This window comes from Stutzerimonas sp. R40042 (assembly GCF_026642215.1).
In the GTDB taxonomy this organism is placed as follows: Bacteria; Pseudomonadota; Gammaproteobacteria; order Pseudomonadales; family Pseudomonadaceae; genus Stutzerimonas; species Stutzerimonas frequens.
The window spans coordinates 1,000,798-1,022,980 of record NZ_CP113258.1; the positions used below are offsets into that span (position 1 = coordinate 1,000,798).

The 22,183-nt window shown below is 66.0% G+C and carries 22 protein-coding genes; 9 read left to right on the forward strand and 13 right to left on the reverse strand.

Features of this window, described 5'->3' with window-relative positions; genetic code table 11:
* Positions 1–53: 53 nt before the first annotated feature.
* From thiO to speA, 3 genes are all read left to right on the forward strand, one after another.
* Entirely contained in the window at positions 54–1,118 is a 1,065-nt protein-coding gene (gene thiO / locus OUY36_RS04645; protein WP_267936958.1) for a glycine oxidase ThiO, read from the forward strand.
* Between the two features lie 149 nt (positions 1,119–1,267).
* Positions 1,268–1,639, forward strand: a complete 372-nt coding sequence (locus OUY36_RS04650) for a translation initiation factor Sui1 (protein ID WP_102840530.1) — start codon at positions 1,268–1,270, stop codon at positions 1,637–1,639.
* Positions 1,640–1,760: 121 nt separating this feature from the next.
* The gene (gene speA, locus OUY36_RS04655) at positions 1,761–3,674 is read left to right on the forward strand and encodes an arginine decarboxylase (RefSeq protein WP_267936961.1); all 1,914 of its coding nucleotides are present in this window, start codon (positions 1,761–1,763) and stop codon (positions 3,672–3,674) included.
* A gap of 13 nt (positions 3,675–3,687) precedes the next feature.
* On the opposite strand, the gene OUY36_RS04660 is transcribed toward speA, so the two are convergent.
* From OUY36_RS04660 to OUY36_RS04670, 3 genes are all read right to left on the reverse strand, one after another.
* Positions 3,688–4,146, reverse strand: coding sequence for a DUF2214 family protein (locus OUY36_RS04660; RefSeq protein WP_102840532.1), 459 nt, complete (start codon positions 4,144–4,146; stop codon positions 3,688–3,690).
* A gap of 2 nt (positions 4,147–4,148) precedes the next feature.
* Positions 4,149–5,522 carry an MATE family efflux transporter gene (locus OUY36_RS04665; RefSeq protein ID WP_267936962.1) on the reverse strand — a complete coding sequence of 458 codons (1,374 nt, stop codon included), beginning with the start codon at positions 5,520–5,522 and terminating at the stop codon, positions 4,149–4,151.
* Between the two features lie 96 nt (positions 5,523–5,618).
* Positions 5,619–5,912 carry a hypothetical protein gene (locus OUY36_RS04670; RefSeq protein WP_063544321.1) on the reverse strand — a complete coding sequence of 98 codons (294 nt, stop codon included), beginning with the start codon at positions 5,910–5,912 and terminating at the stop codon, positions 5,619–5,621.
* A gap of 225 nt (positions 5,913–6,137) precedes the next feature.
* Here OUY36_RS04670 and OUY36_RS04675 point away from each other — a divergent pair, with 225 nt between their 5' ends.
* A complete protein-coding gene (locus tag OUY36_RS04675; RefSeq protein WP_267938090.1) occupies positions 6,138–7,070 on the forward strand; it encodes an SdiA-regulated domain-containing protein in 933 nt (310 codons plus the stop codon).
* A gap of 5 nt (positions 7,071–7,075) precedes the next feature.
* On the opposite strand, the gene OUY36_RS04680 is transcribed toward OUY36_RS04675, so the two are convergent.
* The 6 genes from OUY36_RS04680 to cra form a co-directional block, all read right to left on the reverse strand.
* Positions 7,076–7,525: a DMT family transporter gene (locus tag OUY36_RS04680; RefSeq protein ID WP_063544323.1), complete on the reverse strand. Its 450-nt coding sequence runs from the start codon at positions 7,523–7,525 to the stop codon at positions 7,076–7,078.
* An 84-nt stretch (positions 7,526–7,609) separates the two neighbouring features.
* A complete protein-coding gene (locus OUY36_RS04685) occupies positions 7,610–8,179 on the reverse strand; it encodes a DUF4136 domain-containing protein (RefSeq protein WP_230725289.1) in 570 nt (189 codons plus the stop codon).
* Between the two features lie 72 nt (positions 8,180–8,251).
* Positions 8,252–8,860 (reverse strand): DUF4136 domain-containing protein, encoded by a 609-nt coding sequence (locus OUY36_RS04690; RefSeq protein ID WP_267936965.1) that lies wholly within the window; start codon positions 8,858–8,860, stop codon positions 8,252–8,254.
* A gap of 18 nt (positions 8,861–8,878) precedes the next feature.
* Positions 8,879–9,628 (reverse strand): methyltransferase domain-containing protein, encoded by a 750-nt coding sequence (locus OUY36_RS04695; protein ID WP_200594743.1) that lies wholly within the window; start codon positions 9,626–9,628, stop codon positions 8,879–8,881.
* A complete protein-coding gene (locus OUY36_RS04700) occupies positions 9,625–9,930 on the reverse strand; it encodes a nucleotide pyrophosphohydrolase (protein ID WP_267936967.1) in 306 nt (101 codons plus the stop codon). The genes OUY36_RS04695 and OUY36_RS04700 overlap by 4 nt, the downstream gene beginning before the upstream one ends.
* A 66-nt stretch (positions 9,931–9,996) precedes the next feature.
* Entirely contained in the window at positions 9,997–10,986 is a 990-nt protein-coding gene (cra, locus tag OUY36_RS04705; protein WP_267936969.1) for a catabolite repressor/activator, read from the reverse strand.
* Between the two features lie 179 nt (positions 10,987–11,165).
* Between cra and ptsP the strand changes: the two genes are divergently transcribed.
* The 4 genes from ptsP to OUY36_RS04725 all read left to right on the forward strand — a co-directional run bounded on the left by ptsP (position 11,166) and on the right by OUY36_RS04725 (position 17,156).
* On the forward strand, positions 11,166–14,048 hold the full coding sequence (ptsP, locus tag OUY36_RS04710) for a phosphoenolpyruvate--protein phosphotransferase (RefSeq protein WP_267936971.1): 2,883 nt from the start codon (positions 11,166–11,168) through the stop codon (positions 14,046–14,048).
* Entirely contained in the window at positions 14,048–14,983 is a 936-nt protein-coding gene (pfkB, locus tag OUY36_RS04715; RefSeq protein WP_267936973.1) for a 1-phosphofructokinase, read from the forward strand. Before ptsP ends, pfkB begins: the two co-directional genes overlap by 1 nt.
* A gap of 17 nt (positions 14,984–15,000) precedes the next feature.
* Positions 15,001–16,740 (forward strand): PTS fructose-like transporter subunit IIB, encoded by a 1,740-nt coding sequence (locus OUY36_RS04720; protein WP_267936975.1) that lies wholly within the window; start codon positions 15,001–15,003, stop codon positions 16,738–16,740.
* An 80-nt stretch (positions 16,741–16,820) separates the two neighbouring features.
* Entirely contained in the window at positions 16,821–17,156 is a 336-nt protein-coding gene (locus tag OUY36_RS04725; RefSeq protein ID WP_267936977.1) for a TraR/DksA family transcriptional regulator, read from the forward strand.
* Here OUY36_RS04725 and OUY36_RS04730 read toward each other — a convergent pair.
* Complete coding sequence (locus tag OUY36_RS04730) at positions 17,138–17,446, reverse strand: hypothetical protein (RefSeq protein WP_063544341.1); 309 nt, start codon at positions 17,444–17,446, stop codon at positions 17,138–17,140. The two genes, OUY36_RS04725 and OUY36_RS04730, sit on opposite strands and share 19 nt — an antisense overlap.
* Before the next feature lie 67 nt (positions 17,447–17,513).
* On the reverse strand, positions 17,514–19,097 hold the full coding sequence (locus tag OUY36_RS04735) for a peptide chain release factor 3 (RefSeq protein ID WP_200630112.1): 1,584 nt from the start codon (positions 19,095–19,097) through the stop codon (positions 17,514–17,516).
* A gap of 406 nt (positions 19,098–19,503) precedes the next feature.
* Here OUY36_RS04735 and OUY36_RS04740 point away from each other — a divergent pair, with 406 nt between their 5' ends.
* Positions 19,504–20,667, forward strand: coding sequence for a type III PLP-dependent enzyme (locus tag OUY36_RS04740; RefSeq protein ID WP_267936979.1), 1,164 nt, complete (start codon positions 19,504–19,506; stop codon positions 20,665–20,667).
* Positions 20,668–20,724: 57 nt separating this feature from the next.
* On the opposite strand, the gene OUY36_RS04745 is transcribed toward OUY36_RS04740, so the two are convergent.
* Positions 20,725–21,483 carry a tetratricopeptide repeat protein gene (locus OUY36_RS04745; RefSeq protein WP_230725282.1) on the reverse strand — a complete coding sequence of 253 codons (759 nt, stop codon included), beginning with the start codon at positions 21,481–21,483 and terminating at the stop codon, positions 20,725–20,727.
* Positions 21,483–22,163, reverse strand: a complete 681-nt coding sequence (locus OUY36_RS04750; protein WP_102840546.1) for a Fe2+-dependent dioxygenase — start codon at positions 22,161–22,163, stop codon at positions 21,483–21,485. Before OUY36_RS04750 ends, OUY36_RS04745 begins: the two co-directional genes overlap by 1 nt.
* Between the last annotated feature and the right edge of the window lie 20 nt (positions 22,164–22,183).

The window sequence follows — 22,183 nt, forward strand, 5'->3', positions numbered from 1 at the left end:
TGCCTGGAGGTACCAGTGTGTCCATTTGTGTAGTTGGAGCGGGCGTCATTGGTATGCTGTCGTCACTGCAGCTCGCGAGCCAGGGCGTCTCGGTTGTGTTGCTCGATCAACGCAGTGCTGGCACCGAAGCCTCCTGGGCTGGCGGCGGGATCGTTTCGCCCCTGTACCCGTGGCGCTACAGCCCGGCGGTTACGGCGCTGGCGCATTGGTCGCAGGATTTCTATCCGCAGCTCGGCGAGCGGCTTCTGGAAGAGACCGGGGTGGACCCTGAGGTGCATGTGACGGGCCTCTACTGGCTCGACCTGCACGACGAGGCCGAGGCGCTGAGTTGGGCCGAGCGTTATGGCCGTCCGTTGCACGCGGTACAGATGGAGGCGGTGCGCAAGGCCGTGCCTTCGCTAGGTGAGGGTTACGAACGGGCCGTCTACATGGAGGGCGTGGCGAACATTCGCAATCCGCGACTGCTGCAGGCGTTGCGCGCGGCGCTGGCAAGGTTGTCCAACGTGACGGTCGTCGAGCATTGCCCGGTCGAGGGCTTTCTGCAGGACGGCTCGCGGGTCGTGGGCGTGAGGACGGCGCAGGGCGATATGCGTGCTGAGCAGGTCGTGGTGGCGGCGGGCGCCTGGAGTGCACAGCTGCTGGCGACGCTGGGGCTGGAGATTCCGGTCAAGCCGATGAAGGGGCAGATGATCCTCTTCAAGTGCGCCGAAGACTTCCTGCCGAGCATGGTGCTGGCCAAGCGGCGCTATGCGATTCCCCGTCGCGACGGCCATATCCTGGTCGGCAGCACGCTGGAAGATGTCGGTTTCGACAAGACGCCCACCGAGGATGCGCTGGAAAGCCTGCGAGCGACCGCAATCGAATTGCTGCCCGCGCTGGCCGACGCGCAAGTGGTCAAGCACTGGGCCGGTCTGCGTCCCGGTTCGCCGGACGGTGTGCCTTATATAGGACAGGTCAGCGGTTTCGACGGGCTGTGGCTGAACTGCGGACACTTCCGCAACGGTCTGGTGCTGGCGCCGGCGTCCTGCCAGCTGCTGGTCGATCTGATGCTTGGGCAGGCGCCGATCGTGGATCCCTCGCCCTACGCACCGACCGGTCGTTTCGATCAGAAAGGCTGAGCGGCTCTTGGCTTGGCTCCCGGTTACGTGAGCAGTCCGGGTTTGATATCCGTCGCCCGGACTCTGTTCTGCCACCAACTCGCATTGCTGGTAAATTAGCCGGCACTTCGGCTCTGCCAGGCAGAGCCAGATTGGCGAGTGAGGTTTGTGTGGCGAAGAAAACCACTTCCCTGGCCGGCCTGAGCGGGCTGGTCTATTCCACCGATGCCGGCCGGCATTGTCCCGAGTGCAGTCAACCGCTGGGCAGTTGCATCTGCAAACAAAGCGTTGTGCCCGAAGGCGACGGCATTGCACGGGTGCGCCGCGAGAGCAAGGGGCGGGGCGGCAAGACGGTGACGACCATCAGTGGCGTGCCCCTGCCGGAGAGCGAGCTCAAGGAGCTCGCCAGCGCGCTGAAACGCCGCTGCGGCACGGGCGGGGCGCTGAAGGAAGGCGTCATCGAGATTCAGGGCGATCATGTTCAGCTGCTGATTGACGAGCTGACCAAGCGTGGCTTCAAGGCCAAGAAGTCCGGCGGCTGATGTCGCTGTGATCGCCTCACCAATTTTCACCTTTTTACGCATATCGGCTGTCGAAGCCGCATAGCCTTCGCTGGGCGCATCTGCCTGAGGCGAAACGTTCAATTCTTTCCGGGAGGCTTCGATGCCCGTACGACGCACACGTAAAGATGACGGCAGCCAGTGGACCGCTGCTGACAGCCGCAGCATCTATGGCATTCGCCACTGGGGTGCCGGTTACTTCGCCATCAATGAACAGGGCAACGTCGAGGTTCGCCCGCAGGGCCCCAGCGGCGAGCCGATCGAGTTCAACGGGCTGATCGAGCAATTGCGCGAGGCGGGGCTGTCGCTGCCGCTGCTGGTGCGGTTTCCCGGCATCCTGCAGGACCGCGTGCGGCGCCTGACCGGAGCCTTCGACGCCAACATCGAGCGCATGGAGTACGCCGGCAAGTACACCGCGTTGTACCCGATCAAGGTCAATCAGCAGGAAGCGGTGGTGGAGAACATCATCGCCACGCAGAACGTTTCCATCGGCCTGGAGGCAGGCTCCAAGCCGGAGCTGATGGCGGTGCTGGCGCTGGCGCCGAAGGGCGGCACCATTGTCTGCAACGGCTACAAGGACCGCGAGTTCATCCGCCTGGCGCTGATGGGGCAGAAGCTCGGCCACAATGTGTTCATCGTCATCGAGAAGGAGTCCGAGGTCGGCCTGGTGATCGAGGAGGCCAACGAGCTCAAGCTGACCCCGCAGGTCGGCCTGCGCGTGCGCCTGTCGTCGCTGGCATCGTCCAAGTGGGCCGATACCGGTGGCGAGCGTTCCAAGTTCGGCTTGTCCGCAGCGCAGTTGCTCTCGGTGATCGAACGCTTCCGCGCCGCAGAGATGGATCAGGGCATTCGCCTGTTGCACTTCCACATGGGCTCGCAGATCGCCAACCTGGCCGACTACCGCCAGGGCTTCCGGGAAGCCATCCGCTATTACGCAGAATTGCGTGCGCTCGGGCTGCCGGTGGATTACATCGATGTCGGCGGCGGCCTGGGAGTCGACTACGACGGCACCCACTCGCGCAATGCCAGTTCGATCAACTACGACATCGACGAATACGCCGGTACCGTGGTCGGCATGCTCAAGGAGTTCTGCGAGGCGCAGGGCCTGCCGCACCCGAACATTTTCTCCGAGAGCGGGCGGGCGATGACGGCGCATCATGCGGTGCTGGTCATGCAGGTCACCGACGTCGAGCGGCACAACGACGAGTTGCCGGTGATCGATAACTACGACGATCTGCCGGAAATCGTCCAGTCTCTGGCCGATCTGCTCGGCCCGACCGACCCGGAAATGGTCACCGAGACCTACTGGCGCGCCACCCATTACATGAGCGAGTCCAGCGCGCAGTACGCGTCCGGCAAGCTGACCCTGGCACAGAAGGCGCTGGCCGAGCAGAGCTATTTCGCCATCTGCCGCCGCCTGTACAACCAGCTCAAGGCCCGTCAGCGCTCGCATCGGGCGGTGCTCGACGAGCTCAACGACAAGCTGGCGGACAAGTACATCTGTAACTTCTCGGTGTTCCAGAGCCTGCCGGACACCTGGGCGATCGACCAGATCCTGCCGATCGTGCCGCTGCAGCGGTTGACCGAGGAGCCGGTGCGGCGCGCCGTGCTGCAGGATCTGACTTGCGACTCGGATGGCAAGATCAAGCACTACGTCGACGAGCAGAGCATCGAAAGCAGCATGCCGGTGCACGAGGTCGCGCCTGGCGAGGAGTACTTCCTCGGCGTGTTCCTGGTAGGTGCCTATCAGGAGATTCTTGGCGACATGCACAACCTGTTCGGCGACACCGACTCGGTGAACGTTTATCAGCGCGAGGACGGTAGCTACTACCACGCCGGCATCGAGACCCATGACACCATCGAGGACATGCTGCGCTATGTGCATCTGTCGCCCGAGGAGCTGATGACCTACTACCGCGACAAGGTGGCCGGGGCCAAGTTGAGCGCCAAGGAACGCACGCAGTACATCGACGCGCTGCGCCTGGGCCTGACGCGTTCGTCCTACCTGACGCCCTGATGGGGGCCCGGCGTCAGCCGGGCATGACGCCGAAGCCTCGTGCCATCAGTGCCGCCAGCAGGGGAATCAGCGCGAGCAGCAGCAGCTCCAGGCGGATGGACAGCTTGACCCACCTGGCGCTGCCGCTCGAGACGGTCGGTGCCTGGCCTGCCGTGAGCGCGGGGCGCCAGCGCAGAAAGGTCAGCGTCGGGTAGATGGACAGGACGGCGACGACCACGAACAAACCGACCTTGGCGTGAAAGAAGCCGTTTTTCAGATAGTAGTCCAGACCCTTGCCATAGAAGACCGCCCGGGCGATGCCGCTCGCCAGCACGGCCGCGGCCGTGATGCCAAAGGCTATGTCGATACGGAACAGGCTGCGCGCGCGCTCCAGCGTCAGCGGCTGGCGGAACAGCTGATGCTCCAGCAGCAACAGGGCAAATAGCAGGAAGATCGCCAGAAAGTGCAGGTAGGCGGCAATGGCATAGGCCATGGTCAGCGTCCTTCGGAATGTGTGGTGTCAGGCGTGCTCATGGTAAACCAGGCGCCGCGGCGCTGCAGACGCAAGGCGAGCACGCCCAGGCAGATGCCGCGCGTCAGCATGAAGGTGAGAAACGCCAGCCACAAGCCGTGATTGCCCAGCCCCTGCAGCAGCCAGCCCAGCGGTAACGTCAGCGCCACCGCCAGCAGCATGCTGTTGCGCATCTCCCGCGCGCGGGTGGCACCGATGAACAGGCCATCGAGCAGATAGCTCCAGACCGCGATCAGCGGCAATGCCGCCAGATAGGGCAAGTAGGTCAGCGCGGTCTGGCGCACTTCGGGTATGTCGGTCTGCAACTGGATGAACAGCTGGCCGCCGAACAGAAAGAACAGGCCGAAGGCGATGCTGGCCAGCAATGACCAACCCCCGGCAACCACCATCACCCGTTGCAGTGCGTTGCGGTCGCCTGCACCGATGGCATGCCCGCTCAAGGCTTCCACCGCATGGGCCAGTCCGTCGAGGGCATGCGCGGTCAGCAGCAGGCCGTTGAGCAGCAGGGCGTTGGCGGCGACTGTGGCATCGCCCAGGCGGGTGCCCTGCACCGTGACCAGGAAGAACACCAGCTGCAGTGCCAGCGAGCGCAGGAAAATGTCGCGGTTGACCGCCATCAGCGGGCGCCAGCTTGTCCAGTGCCGCAGCGCGCGGGTGTCGAGTCGGCCGGGATAACGCGCCAGCGCACTGCGAGTAAGGGCCAGGCCAAGCAGCGCGCCGCTCCATTCGGCGATCACCGAGGCGCGCGCTGCGCCGGCCACGCCCCAGTCGAGGCCGAGCACGAACCACAGGTCCAGCGCGACATTGATCAGGTTCGTCGTCAGCAGAATGGCCAGCGGCGCGCGGGCGTTCTGCGTGCCGAGAAACCAGCCGATCAGCGCATAGCTGGCCAGCGCCGCGGGCAGGCCGAACAGGCGCGTGTGGAAATAGTCGCGGGTCAGGTCGTCTAGTTCCGCGGAGGGCTGCATCAGCTGCAGCGCGGCGCCCTTGAGCGGCACGCCGAGCGTGCCCAGCAGCAGGGCGAAGCCGAGGGCCAGCAACAGCCCCTGCAACAATATCTGGCGCAGCGCGCCGCCATCGTTGCGGCCAGCGGCCTGGGCGGCGAAACCGGTCGTGCCCATGCGCAGGAAGCCCATCACCCACACCAGCAGCGTGTACAGGCTGCCGCCAACCGCCACCGCGCCCAGCTGGTGAGCGTGCGGCAGATGGCCGATCACGCTGCTGTCCACCAGCGCCACCAGCGGCACGGACAGGTTCGACAGGATCATCGGCGCCGCCAGCGCCCATACCTTCTGGTGCGTGGGCGCGTGGCGCCAGGCGGCAAGCATGCGTGACATTACGGGCCTCCGGGACGGCCCGGCACTATACGTGGCCTATGGGAAAAGAGGAAAAACCGCAGTGCCCGGGGCGCACCGGGCGATGTGTCGGCGCGATCAGTGAATCAGCCAGCTCAGCAGCCACAAGCCGAGGAACAGCCAGACCAGCCCGCCGATGATCGAGCCGCGGAAGAATGAGCGAACGGCCGCGACCAGCAACAGCAGGCCGATGACCAGCGCGACCAGGCTTAGCAGCGAGCGGTCCATTCCCAGCGTGCGGGAAAGCCCCTCGAGGAAATTGTGTCCGGCTCTGGCAAAAAGGCCGAAGAAGTCGCCCAGTCCCTCGACAATGAAACGTATGACCGCGCCCAGCGCCTGTCCCAGCCATTCGAAGAATCCTTCTACCCGCATGTATCACTCTCCTGAACGTTCGATTGCGGCGCGCAAGCGCAGCCCTGGGTATTTGGCTGCAGGCCGGGACCGAGAGTTCAATTGGTCAAGCCGGAACAAAGCCGCAATGGGGCGGTCGGTATGAGGCTGCGTAGTCTCTGGCGAGCCCCCTGTGCCCCTGCCTTCATTCCATTGCAACAACTCCCGGGCAGCCTGTCCGGTATTCCCTGAGAGAGAAACCTGATGATGCGAGCCCTTGCCCGAGCGCAACTGGGACGAATCGCGACGCTGCGCCCGGCCTGGATATATGGCGGCGTTCTGTTCGGCTTGCTGTATGCCGCCCTGACGCTGCATCTGGACGAGCGCCTGTTCTATACGCTGAAAACCGCCTGGCATGAGCACAGCTGGGAGCGGCGCAGCCTGTGGCTGCCTGAATACCGGGTGAAGATCGATGCGCTGCCCGTGGCTACGGTGAAGGACAACCTGTCCGGGCTGACCTACGACGAGCGTCGCGGCCATCTATGGGCCGTGGTCAACAACCCGGAGGAGCTGCTGGCGCTGGGTCGTGATGGTGAGTTCATCGCCCGCTATCCGCTGCAGGGCTTCGAAGATGTCGAGGGCGTGACCTATCTGGGTGACGGCCTGCTGGTGCTGACCGAAGAGCGCCAGCAGGCGCTGGTGGTTGTGCAGGTGCCGGACCTGGCCAGCCCGCTGCGCCGTGCCGAAGCGCGCTCCATCACCCTGGCCCTGAACGATGAGGACAATACCGGTTTCGAGGGCGTGGGTTACGACCGCACCGGCGATCGGCTGTTCGTGGTCAAGGAGCACTCGCCGCGCAAGCTCTATGAAATCCAGGGCATCAAACGCAGCCTGGCGGGCGACATGGACATCAAGATCATCGACCGCGAGGCCTGGATCGACAAGCTGGACATGGCCAGCGACCTGTCCTCGGTGCATTTCGACGAGCAGACCGGTCACCTCGTGTTGCTCAGCGACGAGGCGAAGATGATGCTGGAGCTGGATGCCGAAGGTGACCTGGTCAGCTTCCGCTCGCTATGGCGCGGTTTCGCCGGGCTTGAGCGCAGCGTACCGCAGGCCGAGGGCATGACGTTCGACGCTCAGGGCAATCTTTATCTGGTCAGCGAGCCCAACCTGTTCTACGCCTTCGAGCACGAGTGACCGGGTTAGCCACGCTGGATCAGCCAGACTCCAGCGAAGATCAGCAGCAGGCCGGCCACCTTGCCCAGGCTGATGGGTGACTGACGAAAGCCGGCCCAGCCGAAGTGGTCCAGCAGCAGGGCGACGAACAGCTGGCCGGCCAGCAAGAGCGCCATGAACAGCAGCGCGCCGGTGCGCGGTGCGGCGAAGGCAGCCGTGGCGATAAAGAAGGCGCCCAGCAGGCCGCCGCACCAGTGCCACCAGTGCAGGCCCTTGAGAGTCTGCAGCGCCGGGATATCGCGCTGCACTGCCACGATGACGAACAGCGCCAGTGTTCCCACGGTGAACGAAAGCAATGCCGCGCCCATGACGTTGCCGAGCTGGCGCGCCACCTGACCATTGATCCCGGCCTGCAACGGCAGCATGGCTCCGGCGATGAACGGCAGGGTGAGCAGCCACCAGGCAACAGCAGGCATTTCGGGTCTCCGGGATCAGGGGCGCGACAGTATGGCGAGCGGGGCGACCGCTCGCCAGCACCCTGACAGGTTCGGGCATTTCGTTCAGCGTGGCGGATACTGCGACAGCACCCGCGCCACCAGCTCGCGCATGCTGCCGGCGCGCTCCTCGGGCGTGCCCTGGCGGCTGCGCAGCACCTGCTCGGCGCTGCCACGCCAGACCAGCTTGCCATCGGCGGCGTCGTACAGGTCGATTTGCAGTGTGCCGACCTGATAGTCGATGGTGCGGGTGTCGGTGAACATCGGCCCGCCCCAGTAGCCGTACCAGGGATAACCCCAGGCGCCGGATGTGGTCGTGTATTGCTGGGTTCGCTGGTCGACGATGTACCAGGCCTGCACCTGCACCTGCACCTGCACGCTGGCCGCGGCAGCCGCCGTGGCGGGCCGCAGCCCGCGCTGGTCCAGTTGCTCGGCAATGGCGTCGCGGATGCGCTGCTCGGTGAGGTCGCTCTGTATGCGCGGGTCATCCGGCCGGTACTGCAAGGCCGGCTCTTTCCAGCTCCAGGCGCGATAGGCGGAGAAGTCCCGTGTCGGATCGAAATCGCGCTGCACCTGCGGGCCCTGGCAGGCGACGAGGGCGAGGAGTAGGGGAATCAGCAACAGGCGGCGGAACATGATCGTTCTCCAGGAAGGGTCTGCTCAGTCTAGGCCCGGCGCCTTCGTTCGGCGCGTAGCCACTTGCCGCACTCAGCGCGGCGGATAATCGGCCAGCGCCTGCTCGACGGCCTGGCGCACCGCATCTTGCTGCTTGGCCCGGCTGCCGCTCAGGCGCGCTTCGGCACGGTTGCTCCAGACCGCCTGGCCGGAAGCCGCGTCGAACATCTCGATGCGCACCGAGATCACGTCTTCCTCGTAATTGCGCACGATGGGCACGCTAGTACCGATGCCATACCCGGTGCCGTAGCCACCGCCGTAACGACCTACGCCGACATGCGGGCCGTAGCCGTAGTCGTCGTAGGTCTGGCGTACTCGGGTTTCCTTGTTGGCGCTGGCAGTGATCCGCACATCGCCCGGAGCATTGTTCGGTGCCGGTCGCAGGCCATGTTGATCGAGGGCGCCGGCGACCATTTCCTGCAGTTCTTCACCGCTGATCGAAGCCGTACCCGCTGGCGGGCTGCGCCAGCTCCAGTGCTGGTAGCTGGAGAAGTCCCGTGGCGCGGCCGGATAGATCGGTGACTGGATCTGCTCGATCGGTGGCGCCGGCGGAATCGGCGCCGAGTCATCGGTATAGGGGTTCTGGCTCTGGCAGGCTGCGAGGCTCAGGCAGAGCAAGGGCATAAGTGCGCGGGTCGACATGGATACCTCCCGGCCGGCTCAGCGTGGCCGGCACAACCAGTGCAGATAGCGCCCGAGGCCGGCGAAGGTGGGATGGCGGCGGTAGGCCAGTTCCATCTCGATGAGGTCGGCCGGCTCGGTGCGGGCCTGGAAATCGGCGGGCATGTAGTCATGGAAAACGCGCACGCCACTGCTGGATTCGACCCGCCAGTGCGGCGCGAGTTGCGCGGCCAGTTCTCGCGGGTCCAGCGGTTGCTGCGGGGTCAGGCTCTGCCGTTCGCCGGCGTAGGTCTGGCTGCGCAGCTTCTTGAAGTGGCCCTTGAGCAGGTTGCGGTAGATCAGCGCATCGCGGTTGTAGAAGGCCAGCGACAGCCAGCCATCGGCCGCGGTCAGGCGGTGCAGCACCGGCAGGATCGCCTGGGGCTCGGCGAGCCACTCCAGCACGGCGTGGCAGATGACCAGATCGAAGCGGCCGTCGACATGCGCTTCCACCTCCTGCCAGGGCGCCTGGATGAAGGTGGCCTGCTGACCGGCGTCGGTGAACTGCTGGCGGGCGCCTTGCAGCATCGGCTCGGCGGGCTCGGCGAGGGTCACATCATGGCCCAGCTGCGCCAGCCAGAGACTCATATGGCCGAGCCCGGCGCCGACGTCCAGCACCCGCAACGGGCGCGGCGGCAGGATCTCGGCCAGGTCGGCCTGCAGCACGGCCAGGCGGATCGCGCCCTTGGCGCCGCCGTAGATCTTCTCGGCGAAACGCGTCGCCAACTCGTCGAAATGGCGGTCGCTCATCGGACGAAGCGCCGCTCGTTGTCGGCCAGCTTGTCCAGCAGCGCCTGTTCCATGTCGATCCCCAGCTCGCTGCACATCAGCAGCAGGTACATGAGGATGTCGCCGACCTCCTGGCCCGCGTGCTCGAGCTTGTCGGCCGATAGCTGGCGCGACTCGTCCTCGGTCTGCCACTGGAAGATTTCCACCAGCTCGGCCATTTCCACGCTGGCGGCCATGGCGAGGTTCTTCGGGCTGTGAAAGCGCTGCCAGTCGTTGCGATCGCGGACCGCATGCAGGCGCTGGGTGATCTGTTCGATGTTCATCAGGGGACGCGGGCTGTTCGAAAGACGACAAGCTTCCGTCAGTGCGTCGGCGCCCGCAAGAGGGCGTCAGCCGCGGCGGACTTTCAGCTCGCGCTCGATGGCGATCACGCCGGGGCGGTAGTCGCCCTGTTCGATGGCGCGAATGGCCTGCTCCAGCACCCGCTCGGCGATCTGCGCGTGCTGCTGGGAAATCGCGTTGACCCGGATCGGCAGGAAATCCAGCAACTGCGCATCACCGAAGGTGCCCAGCCGCAGCTGTTCGGGCCAGAGCAGGTCGCGCTCGCGCAGCGCGTCGAACACGCCTTCGAGCAGTACGTAGGCGGTGGTGATCAGCGCATCGGGCAGCGGGCCGCGGTCGAGCAGGGCGAGCATCTGCGCACGGCCGCAGGCGCGGCTGAACTGCTCGGCCCGCAGGATGCTGACCGGCCCGCGGTGCTGCGCCAGTGCCTGCTGGAAACCTTCCTCGCGCTGCTGGCTGATGCGCAGCGCCGGGCGCGCACTGATCAGGGCGACATGCGCCTCGGGCGGCACGTCCAGCGAGCGGGTCAGCTGCGCGCCGGCTTCGCGGTCGTCGCTGACCACCGAACAGAAGTGCTCGGCATCCAGCGCACGGTCCAGTGCGATCACCGGCGTGCCGGTCGCCTGGACCTTGCGATACCCGGCATCGTCCGCCGGCAGGCAGCTGGCGACGATCAGCGCATCGCAGCGTCGCGAGCGCAGCACCTGGATGACCTGGCGCTCGGTGTCCGGCTCGTCGTCGGTCCCGGCGATCAGCAACTGGTAACCGCGCTGTCGCGCACGCTGCTCGAGCAGCTTGGCCAGGCGTGCATAGCTGGGGTTTTCCAGGTCCGGCACGATGAAACCGAGGGTCCGGGACTGCCCGCGGCGCAGCCCGGCGGCCTGCTGGTCGAGCTGAAAACCCTGCTGCTCGGCGACCGCCAGCACGCGCTCGACCGTGGCTGGACTGATCCGTCGCTGCGCGGCCTTGCCGTTGAGCACGTAGCTGGCGGTGGTTACCGAAACGTTGGCGAGGCGGGCGATGTCGGTCAGTTTCAACTGGGGGCCTAAGACGGGTGGTATGAACTCGGGCTTCTAGAATTACCCAATATTGCGTAATGTGCCAGCCTTGGCTGAAACGTTTCAGCAGCTCTCAGGTCTGAAGCGCCAGCCCAGGATTCGGGCAATGCCGGCGCATCGTCGGCCACAACAATCGCGAGCCCCCGCAGGAGTTCTCCATGCTTGAGTTGAATGCGCAGCACATCCACATGCATCAGGTCGCGGCGGACAAACCGGCCGCGCTGGCCCTGCTCGGTGAGGTGCTGGTTGCCGACGGGCTGGTGGCGCCCGGCTACCTGGACGGCTTGCGCGCACGCGAAGCCCAGGGCTCGACCTTTCTCGGCCAGGGCATCGCGATCCCCCATGGCACCCCGGAAACCCGCGATCAGGTGTTCACCACGGGCGTGCGGCTGCTGCATTTTCCGGAGGGCGTCGACTGGGGCAACGGCCAGCAGGTCCACCTCGCCATCGGCATCGCCGCGCGTTCCGACGAGCATCTGCGTCTGCTGCAGCTGCTGACCCGCGCCCTCGGCGAGGGCGACCTCAGTGAGGCGCTGCAGAAGGCCGAAAGCCCCGAGGCGATCATCGCGCTGCTGCAGGGGGCGCCGCAGGAACTGGCGCTCGATGGCGAGCTGGTGGGGCTGGGCGTCGCCGCCGAGGACTTCGATGAGCTGGCCTGGCAGGGCGTCAAGCTGCTCAAGCGCGCCGAATGCGTGGTCTCCCGCTTCAATGCCGGGCTCGCGCTCGACCAGGCCTTGCCGCTGGGTGAGGGCCTCTGGTGGCTGAGCAGCGAGCAGTCGGTGCAGCGACCGGGGCTGGCGTTCGTCACACCCGCCGCGTCGCTGGATCACCATGGCCAGCCGCTCAACGGCCTGTTCGTGCTGGCCAGTCTCGGTGAAGCGCACCGGGCGATGCTCGAACGCCTGTGCAACCTGCTGATCGAGGGGCGCGGCGCGGAGCTGAGCCAGGCGACCTCCAGTCGCACCGTGCTCGAAGCCCTGGGCGGCGACGTGCCGGCGGACTGGCCGAGCGCCCGCGTGCCGCTGGCCAATGCCCACGGCCTGCATGCCCGCCCGGCCAAGGTGCTGACCGAGGTCGCACAGGCCTTCGCCGGCGAGATCCGCGTGCGCCTGGCTGGCAGCCAGAGCGCGGGGGTGTCCGCCAAGAGCCTGAGCAAGCTGCTGGCGATGGGCTCGCATCGTGGGCAGGTGCTGGAGTTCATCGCCGAGCCCTCGATCGCCGACGATGCCTTGCCGGCGCTGGTGCGCGCGGTGGAAGAAGGGCTGGGCGAGGAAATCGAGCCGCTGCCAGCCGGCGTGGAACCGGCGGAGCAGCCAGCTGCCACCGTGCAACTGAATGACGCCGCCCAGGACGTGCCCGCCTTGCGGGCCGGCGAGCAGGTGATCGGTATCGCCGCCTCGCCCGGCATCGCCATCGGCCCGGTGCTGGTGCGCAAACCCCAGGCGATCGACTATCCGCGGCGCGGCGGATCGCCCGCCGTCGAGCTGCAGCGGCTCGACGCGGCGCTGGACAAGGTGTTCGCCGAAATCGGCACGCTGATCGCGCAGAGCCAGGTCGCCAGCATCCGCGACATCTTCACCACCCACCAGGCCATGCTCAGGGATCCCGCCCTGCGCGAAGAGGTGCAGGTGCGCTTGCAGAAAGGCCTCAGCGCCGAAGCGGCCTGGATGGAGGAAATCGAAAGCGCGGCGCAGCAGCAGGAGGCGCTGCATGACCAGCTGCTCGCCGAGCGTGCGGCCGACCTGCGCGACGTGGGCCGCCGCGTGCTGGCCTGCCTGGCCGGTGTCGAAGCCGAGCAGGCCCCGGACGAGCCCTACATTCTGGTGATGGACGAGGTGGCGCCGTCGGACGTCGCCACCCTCAATGCCCAGCGCGTCGCCGGCATTCTCACCGCCGGCGGCGGCGCCACCTCGCACAGCGCCATCATTGCCCGGGCGCTGGGTATTCCGGCCATCGTCGGCGCGGGGGCCGGTGTGCTCGGCCTGGCGCCCAACACCCTGCTGCTGCTCGATGGCGAGCGCGGTGAGCTGCTGGTGGCGCCGAGCGATACGCAGCTCGATGAGGCCCGGGGCGAGCGCGCCGCGCGGGAGGAACGCAAGCGCCTGGCCCATGAGCGACGTCTGGAGCCGGCGATCACCCGTGACGGCCATCCGGTGGAGATCGCTGCCAACATCGGCGCCGCCGGCGAGACGCCCGAGGCGGTGGCGCTCGGTGCCGAGGGCATCGGCCTGCTGCGCACCGAGCTGGTGTTCATGAACCACGCTCAGGCGCCGGATCAGGCGACCCAGGAAGCCGAATACCGCCGTGTGCTGGAAGCCCTCGAAGGCCGGCCCCTGGTGGTGCGCACGCTCGATGTAGGCGGCGACAAGCCGCTGCCGTACTGGCCGATGCCGGCCGAGGAGAACCCCTTCCTCGGTGTGCGCGGCATTCGCCTGAGCCTGCAGCGCCCGGACATCCTCGAAACCCAGCTGCGTGCCTTGCTCGCCTCCGCCGACGGCCGGCCGCTGCGGATCATGTTTCCCATGGTCGGCAATATCGAGGAATGGCGCACCGCCAAGGCGCTGGTCGATCGCCTGCGCGTCGAATTGCCGGTGGCCGACCTGCAGGTGGGCATCATGATCGAGATCCCGTCCGCCGCGCTGATCGCGCCGGTGCTGGCGCAGGAAGTCGATTTTTTTAGCATCGGTACCAACGATCTGACGCAGTACACGCTGGCCATCGACCGTGGCCACCCGACGCTCTCCGGCCAGGCCGATGGGCTGCACCCGGCCGTGTTGCGCCTGATCGGCATGACGGTGGAAGCCGCCCACGCGCAGGGCAAATGGGTCGGCGTCTGCGGCGAGCTGGCCGCCGATGCGCTGGCGATACCCATGCTGGTGGGGCTGGGCGTTGATGAGTTGAGCGTGTCGGCGCGCAGCATCGCGCTGGTCAAGGCGCGGGTGCGCGAGCTGGACTTCGCCGCTTGCCAGAGGCTGGCTCAGCAGGCCCTGATGTTGCCCGGCGCCCATGAAGTGCGCGCCTTCGTCGGGGAGCACTGCTGATGGCGCGCATACTGACCGTCACCCTCAATCCCGCGCTGGATCTCACCGTGCAGCTGCCCGCGCTGCGTCTGGGTGAAGTCAATCGCAGCGACAACCTGCAGGTGCATGCCGCGGGCAAGGGGCTCAACGTTGCCCAGGTCCTGGCCGATCTCGGCCATCAGCTGACCGTGACCGGCTTTCTCGGCGAAGCCAATGCCCAGCCTTTCGAGCAGCTGTTCGCCGCGCGGGGCTTTGCCGACGAATTCGTCCGCGTGGCGGGCGAGACCCGCAGCAACATCAAGCTGGCCGAGGCGGATGGGCGGATTACCGATATCAATGGCCCGGGGCTGGAGGTCGGTGCCGCCCAGCGCGACGAGCTGCTCGCCCGCCTCGAACGCCTGGTGCCTGGCCATGAGCTGGTCGTGGTGGCCGGCAGCCTGCCGCGCGGCGTCGAGGCTCCGTGGTTCGTCGAGCTGCTGCAGCAGCTCGCGCGGCTCGGTGCGCGTGTTGCGCTGGACACCAGTGGCCCGGCGCTGCGCGAAGGGCTGGCCCTGTCACCCTGGCTGATCAAGCCCAACGAAGAAGAGCTGGCCCAGGCCCGCGACCTCGATCCGGCCGACGCGCAGGCCCTAGCCGACGAGGCGCGCCGCCTGAATGCCCGCATCGAGCATGTCGTGATGTCCCAGGGCGCCGCGGGGGTCAGCTGGTTTTCGCCGGCAGCCGCCTGGCATGCCCAGCCGCCCAAGGTGCGGGTGGTCAGCACCGTGGGCGCCGGGGATTCGCTGCTGGCCGGCATGCTCCACGGCTTGCTGGCGGGTTGGCCGGCCGAGCGAACGCTGGCGCATGCCACGGCGATTGCCGCTCAGGCCGTCGGGCAGGTTGGCTTCGGTATCACTGATCGGGCGCAACTGGCCGAGCTTGAAGCGGCCGTGCGGCTGCAGCCGCTCAGCCAATAATTACAAGAGGTGAAGGAATGAATCTGCTCATCATCACGGCCTGCCCCAACGGAATGGTCACCAGCGTGCTGACCTCGCGCTTGCTCGAAGCCGCGGCTCATCGCCTGGGCTGGTCGACCGCCGTGGAAGTCCACGACCCCAAGGCCATCGGTTCGCCGCTCACGGCCGCGCAGATCGCCAACGCCGATCTGGTGGTGGTGGTGAAAACCGGGCCATTGTCGCTGCAACGCTTCGTCGGCAAGCGTGTCGTGCAGTCGACCCCGTCCGAGGCCCTGCTCGACCCGGAAGGCTTCCTGCGCAGCGCCGCCGATACCGCGACCGAATTGCAGCCGGTCGACGAAGCCGACGCCGCGCCTTCCGCCGGCAAACCCAGGCTGGTGGCCATCACCGCCTGCCCGACCGGCGTGGCACACACCTTCATGGCCGCCGAGGCGCTGCAGCAGGCCGCCGCCCGCAAGGGCTACGACCTGCAGGTGGAGACGCGCGGCTCGGTGGGCGCGCGCAACGTGCTCGACCCCCAGACCATCGAGGAAGCCGACGCGGTGCTGCTGGCGACCGATATCGAGGTGGATGTCACCCGTTTCGCCGGCAAGCGCGTGTTCCGCTGCGGCACCGGTGTCGCACTGAAGCAACCGGAGGCGACGCTGGATCGCGCGCTGCAGGAAGCGGCCGAGCTCGGCGGTGGCGTCACGGCAAGTGCCGCTACGGGAGAGCAGAAAGCGGAGAAGACTGGCGTCTACAAGCACCTGCTGACCGGGGTGTCCTACATGCTGCCGATGGTGGTGGCGGGCGGACTGCTGATCGCCCTGTCGTTCGTCTTCGGCATCGAGGCGTTCAAGGAGGAGGGCACGCTAGCCGCTGCCTTGATGAAGATCGGCGGCGAAACCGCCTTCCAGCTGATGGTGCCGCTGCTGGCCGGCTACATCGCCTATTCCATCGCCGACCGCCCGGGCCTGGCGCCCGGCATGATCGGCGGCTTGCTGGCCGGCACGCTCGGCGCGGGCTTCATCGGCGGCATCATCGCCGGTTTCGTCGCCGGCTATGCGGCCAAGGCGGTCAGCCGCTGGATTCCACTGCCGGCCAGCATCGAATCGCTCAAGCCGATCCTGATCATCCCGCTGCTGGCCAGCCTGGTGACGGGCCTGGTGATGATCTACATCGTCGGCACGCCGGTGGCGAAGCTGCTCGCCGGGCTCACCGAGTTCCTCGACACCATGGGCACCTCCAACGCCATCCTGCTCGGGCTGCTGCTGGGCACCATGATGTGCGTCGATCTCGGCGGGCCGGTGAACAAGGCGGCCTATGCTTTCTCCGTCGGGCTGCTTGCCTCGCAAAGCTACGCGCCGATGGCAGCGACCATGGCAGCCGGCATGGTGCCGCCGATCGGCATGGGCATCGCCACGCTGATCGCCCGGCGCAAGTTCGCCCAGACCGAGCGCGAAGCCGGCAAGGCCGCGCTGGTGCTGGGTTGCTGCTTCATCTCCGAGGGCGCGATTCCCTTCGCTGCGAAGGACCCGCTGCGGGTGATTCCGGCCAGCATCGCCGGTGGTGCGCTGACCGGCGCGCTGTCCATGGCGTTCGGCGCCAAGCTGCTGGCGCCCCATGGCGGGCTCTTCGTGCTGCTGATCCCCAACGCGATCAACCATGCATTGCTCTACCTGGTCGCGATCCTGGCCGGGAGCCTGCTGACTGGGCTGGTCTACGCGCTGATCAAGCGGCCCGAAGCACAGGGCATGCTGGTGGAGGCGAGGGCCTGACTCGTCGAAGGTTGACGGCCATCAGTGCAAAGGGCATGGCGCGGTTCACACTGTTAGTCACCAGCAGAAGGAGCCACGCCATGTCCCGATTCGATCCCCAGCAAGCCCTCGAACGTCTGAGCAGCGACTACCTGCAGCGTGCCGCGGCGCTGCGCCGCGACCTGGCCCGCGAGCACGAGCATGATTCGGCGGAGCAGGCCCAGGAGCGGCAGAACGACGACGTATTGCGCGGCCTGCTGATCGAGGCCGAAGAAGAGTTGCGCCGCGTTGGCCTGGCGCGCCAACGCCTGGCACAGGGCCGTTACGGCGAATGCCAGCGCTGCGGTGAACCGATTGAAGAGGCGCGCCTACAGGCGATGCCGGCGGCCGAGTATTGTGTGGCTTGCGCCGACATCGCTCAGCAGGATCGACCCTGAGCTGGGCGATTACTGTCCGGCTCGACGCACTGCTGTTCAACGTGCTGCTCCAGACGCGGGGATTTACTTCGCAGGCTGGAGGTCAGGCTGTTCAGAAACTTTGTCGCCTGGGTCTGATCAGCAAAGCGCCGCGCGCCGTTCAGCGAGCCGGTGTAGCTGCCGTTACTGGCGGCATAGCAGTGCTGGTTGTTGTCGCAGCTGAGGGCTACGACCCAGTAAGGGCTGTTGATCAGCGTCCCTGCCTGGGCGGCAGGGATTAGCAGAGCAAGCAGGAACATCAGACGACGCATGGCATAGCTCCAGGGAGATAAGCGCTGAACATAGCTCAGCGCGTGTCCTCGGCTTGTGTGGCGGTTCTCAGTGATGCTCGCGGGTGGCACGGAATTTCACGTCCGGCCAGCGCTCTTCCATCAGGCTCAGGTTCACCCGGGTCGGCGCCAGGTAGGTCAGGTGGCCGCCGCCGTCGACGGCGAGGTTCTCGTAGGCCTTGTCCTTGAACTCCTTGAGCTTCTTCTCGTCGCTGCACTCGATCCAGCGCGCCGACCAGACGTTGATCGCCTCATACGCGCACTCGACCTTGTATTCCTCCTTCAGGCGGCTGGCGACGACGTCGAACTGCAGCACGCCCACCGCGCCGAGGATGATGTCGTTGTTGCGCTCGGGGAAGAACACCTGGGTGGCGCCTTCCTCGGCCAGTTCCTGCAGGCCCTGGCGCAGCTGCTTGGATTTGAGCGGGTCCTTCAGGCGCACGCGGCGGAACAGTTCCGGAGCGAAGTGCGGGATGCCGGTGAAGCCCAGCACTTCGCCTTCGGTGAAGGTGTCGCCGATCTGGATGGTGCCGTGGTTGTGCAGGCCGATGATGTCGCCGGCCCAGGCTTCGTCCAGCATTTCACGCTCGCTGGAGAAAAAGGTCAGCGCGTCGGCGATCTTCAGGTCCTTCTTGATGCGCACGTGGCGCATCTTCATGCCTTTTTCGTACTTGCCCGAGCAGATGCGCATGAAGGCGATGCGGTCGCGGTGCTTGGGGTCCATGTTCGCCTGGATCTTGAACACGAAGCCTGTGAATTTCTCCTCGACCGGCTCCACGCTGCGCTCGTTGGCGACGCGCGCCAGCGGCTTCGGCGCCCAGTCGACGACGGCGTCCAGCACATGGTCGACACCGAAGTTGCCCAGTGCGGTGCCGAAGAACACCGGCGTCATCTCGCCTTTGAGGAAGGCGTCCTTGTCGAATTCGTGGCAGGCGCCCTGGACCAGCTCCAGCTGCTCGACGAAATCGTCGTACATATCGCCCAGGTGCGCGCGGGCCTCGTCGGAATCGAGCTTGTCGATGACCCGCGTCTCGATGCGTTCGTGGCCATGGCCGGGCACGAAGACGATGATGCGGTCCTCGGCCAGGTGGTAGACGCCCTTGAAGTCGCGATAGCAGCCGATCGGCCAGGTGATCGGCGCGGCCTTGATCTTCAGTACTGCTTCGATCTCGTCGAGCAGCTCGATCGGGTCGCGGATGTCGCGGTCGAGCTTGTTGATGAAACTGACGATGGGGGTGTCCCGCAGGCGGCACACATCCATCAGTGCGATGGTGCGCGGCTCCACACCTTTACCGCCGTCGAGCACCATCAGCGCCGAATCCACCGCGGTCAGGGTGCGGTAGGTGTCTTCGGAGAAGTCCTCGTGGCCGGGGGTGTCGAGCAGGTTGATCATGTGCTCGCGGTAGGGGAACTGCATCACCGAGGTGGTGATGGAGATGCCGCGCTGCTTTTCCATCTCCATCCAGTCGGAGGTGGCGTGGCGGTCGGATTTGCGCGACTTCACCGTACCGGCGACGGCAATCGCCTTGCCCATCAGCAGCAGCTTTTCGGTGATGGTGGTCTTGCCCGCATCGGGGTGCGAGATGATGGCGAAGGTACGGCGCTTCGCGACTTCGGCGGCCTGAGTGGTCATCGGTATTAAGGAACCCGTCGACGAGTAGTCGGTCTGTCAAAAAAGGCGGCGATTATAGCGGCAAATGGATTTCCCTGCGGCCCGCACGGCAGCGGAAATCGGCGGTTTTGTGCAGTTTCTAGGACGCTTTGTTTTGAATCGACAACAACTCGAAACGGATGCGTAATCGGGACGTTTTTTTGATTGATCTATGCCCCCCTTGGTCCTAAAGTTCGCGCCCGAACGTCCATGCTGGCAACGATCCATCCGGCTCAAGTACTGACGACGAGAGATCCATCGTGATACTCGGCGACATGCCTTGGGAAGTAGGCGAACCAAAGTGGGGAAACTGATCAGGCGTTCTTGTCAGGGCTGATGCCCTCCACCCCTCATCCGACTTTTGTTTCCCGTATTTGGAGTCCCACGCATGACGGTCAAGATCGAAGACTATTTCCCTCGCGCCACCTTCCAGAAGATGAAGGCCTTCGCCGACCAGCACGAAACCCCGTTCGTGGTGATCGACACCGAAACCATCAGCAAGGCCTACGACGACCTGCGCGCCGGTTTCGAATTCGCCAAGGTGTATTACGCGGTCAAGGCCAACCCGGCGGTGGAAATCATCGACCTGCTGCGTGACAAGGGCTCGAGCTTCGACATCGCCTCAATCTACGAGCTGGACAAGGTCATGTCCCGCGGCGTCGGCCCGGAGCGCATCAGCTACGGCAACACCATCAAGAAGTCCAAGGACATCCGCTACTTCTTCGAGAAGGGCGTGCGCATGTTCGCCACCGACTCCGAAGCCGACCTGCGCAACATCGCCAAGGCCGCGCCGGGCTCGAAGGTCTACGTACGCATCCTCACCGAAGGCTCGACCACGGCCGACTGGCCGCTGTCGCGCAAGTTCGGCTGCCAGACCGACATGGCCATGGACCTGCTGATCCTCGCTCGCCAGCTGGGCCTGGTGCCTTACGGCATTTCCTTCCATGTCGGCTCGCAGCAGCGCGACATCTCCGTGTGGGACGCGGCTATCGCCAAGGTCAAGGTGATCTTCGAGCGCCTGAAGGAAGAGGACGGCATCGAGCTGAAGATGATCAACATGGGTGGCGGCTTCCCGGCCAACTACATCACCCGCACCAACAGCCTGGAAACCTACGCCGAGGAAATCATCCGCTTCCTCAAGGAAGACTTCGGCGACGACCTGCCGGAACTCATCCTTGAGCCGGGCCGTTCGCTGATCGCCAACGCTGGCATCCTGGTCAGCGAAGTGGTGCTGGTGGCGCGCAAGTCGCGTACCGCGGTCGAGCGCTGGGTCTATGTCGACGTGGGCAAATTCAGCGGTCTGATCGAAACCATGGACGAGTCCATCAAGTTCCCGATCTACGCCGAGAAGAAGGGCGAAGTGGAGGAAGTGGTGATCGCCGGGCCGACCTGCGACAGCGCCGACATCATGTACGAGAACTACAAGTACGGCCTGCCGCTGAACCTGGCCATCGGTGACCGCCTGTACTGGCTGTCCACCGGTGCCTACACCACCAGCTACAGCGCGGTCGAATTCAACGGATTCCCGCCGCTGAAGGCCTACTACATCTAAGCCTTAGTCGCTGCACGAACGCCCCGCCATGCGGGGCGTTTTCGTTTCCGCGCTCGTTCACCGTGGTCCGGCGCGTAGCTCGTCGCGTCGCTGCGCATAGGCCTCGACGATATCGGCGATCGGCGGCAGCGCGGCGGCCTGCAGGCTGGCCAGCGCGGTTTCGATGAACTTCAGATGGCCGAGCTCCAGCGCGCGACTCAGCCAATGCCGGGCGGCGTCCCATTGCCGCTCGGCGAGCAGCACGGCGGCATGGCTGAACTGCCCACGAAAGTCGCCGGCTTCGGCCGAACGTGCATACCAGGCATGTGCCGCGGCCAGATCCCGAGCCACGCCGTAGCCGTCTTCGAGGCAACGGCCGGTGAGGTTCATCGACTTGGCATGACCAAGCTCGGCAGCCTGGCGATAGAGCCGGTAGGCGGTCGTGTGGTCCTGCACCACGCCACGTCCGGTGGCCAGCAGGTTGGCCAGGTTGTACATGCCCCAGTCCAGGCCCAGGTCGGCGGCGCGCCTGTAGTACTCGGCGGCGCGCGCCGGGTCGGCGGCGCAACCCCAGCCGTGCTCGTGGCAGCGTCCGGCCATGTTGCAGGCCATGGTATGTCCGCGTTCGGCGGCGATGTCGAACCAGGTCAGGGCCAGCGTCGGGTCGGCCTGGATGCCGTAGCCTTTCAGCAGGATCTGGCCGAGCAGCGCCTGGGCCTCGACTTCGCCGGCCGCGGCAGCCGCCAGCACCAGCCGCGCGGCACGCTGCGGCTGCTCGGCGAGATCGTCCAGCTGGGTCGTATCGAGGGTTTCCTCGCGGCGCAGAAGGTGGGGCATCAGACCTCGACCCAGCGGCGCAGCAGGTTGTGGTAGGTGCCGGTCAGTTGCACCAGGGATGGGTGGTCCGGCACATCGGCGGTCAGTTGCTGGATGGCCTGATCCATCTCGTAGAGCAGCGTGCGCTGGGCATCCTCGCGCACCAGGCTCTGAATCCAGAAAAACGAGGCCAGCCGTGCCCCGCGGGTCACCGGCTCGACCTTGTGCAGGCTGGTGCTGGGGTAGAGCACCATGTCGCCGGCAGCGAACTTCACCCGCTGCGTGCCATAGGTGTCCTGGATCACCAGGTCGCCGCCGTCGTATTCGTCGGGATCGCTGAAGAACAGCGTGGCGGACAGGTCGGTGCGCACGCGTTCGGCGCTGTTGCGCACCTGCCGCACCGCATTGTCGATGTGATAGCCGAACTCGCCACCGGCCGTGTAGCAGTTGAACAGGGGCGGGAAGACCTTGCTCGGCAGCGCGGCGGACATGAACTGCGGATGTTGCCAGAGACGCTGCAGCATGGCTTCGGCGATTTCGCGCGCCAGTGGATCATCCTCCGCCAGCTGCAGGTTGTGTTTCGCCCTGGCCGATTGGTAGCCGGCGGTGACGCGGCCGTCACGCCAGTCGGCCTGTTCCAGTGCGGTGCGGATACGGTCGGTTTCTTCTCGGGAAAACACATTGGCAATGCGTAGCAGCATGGATCACCGGAGGGGTTGGA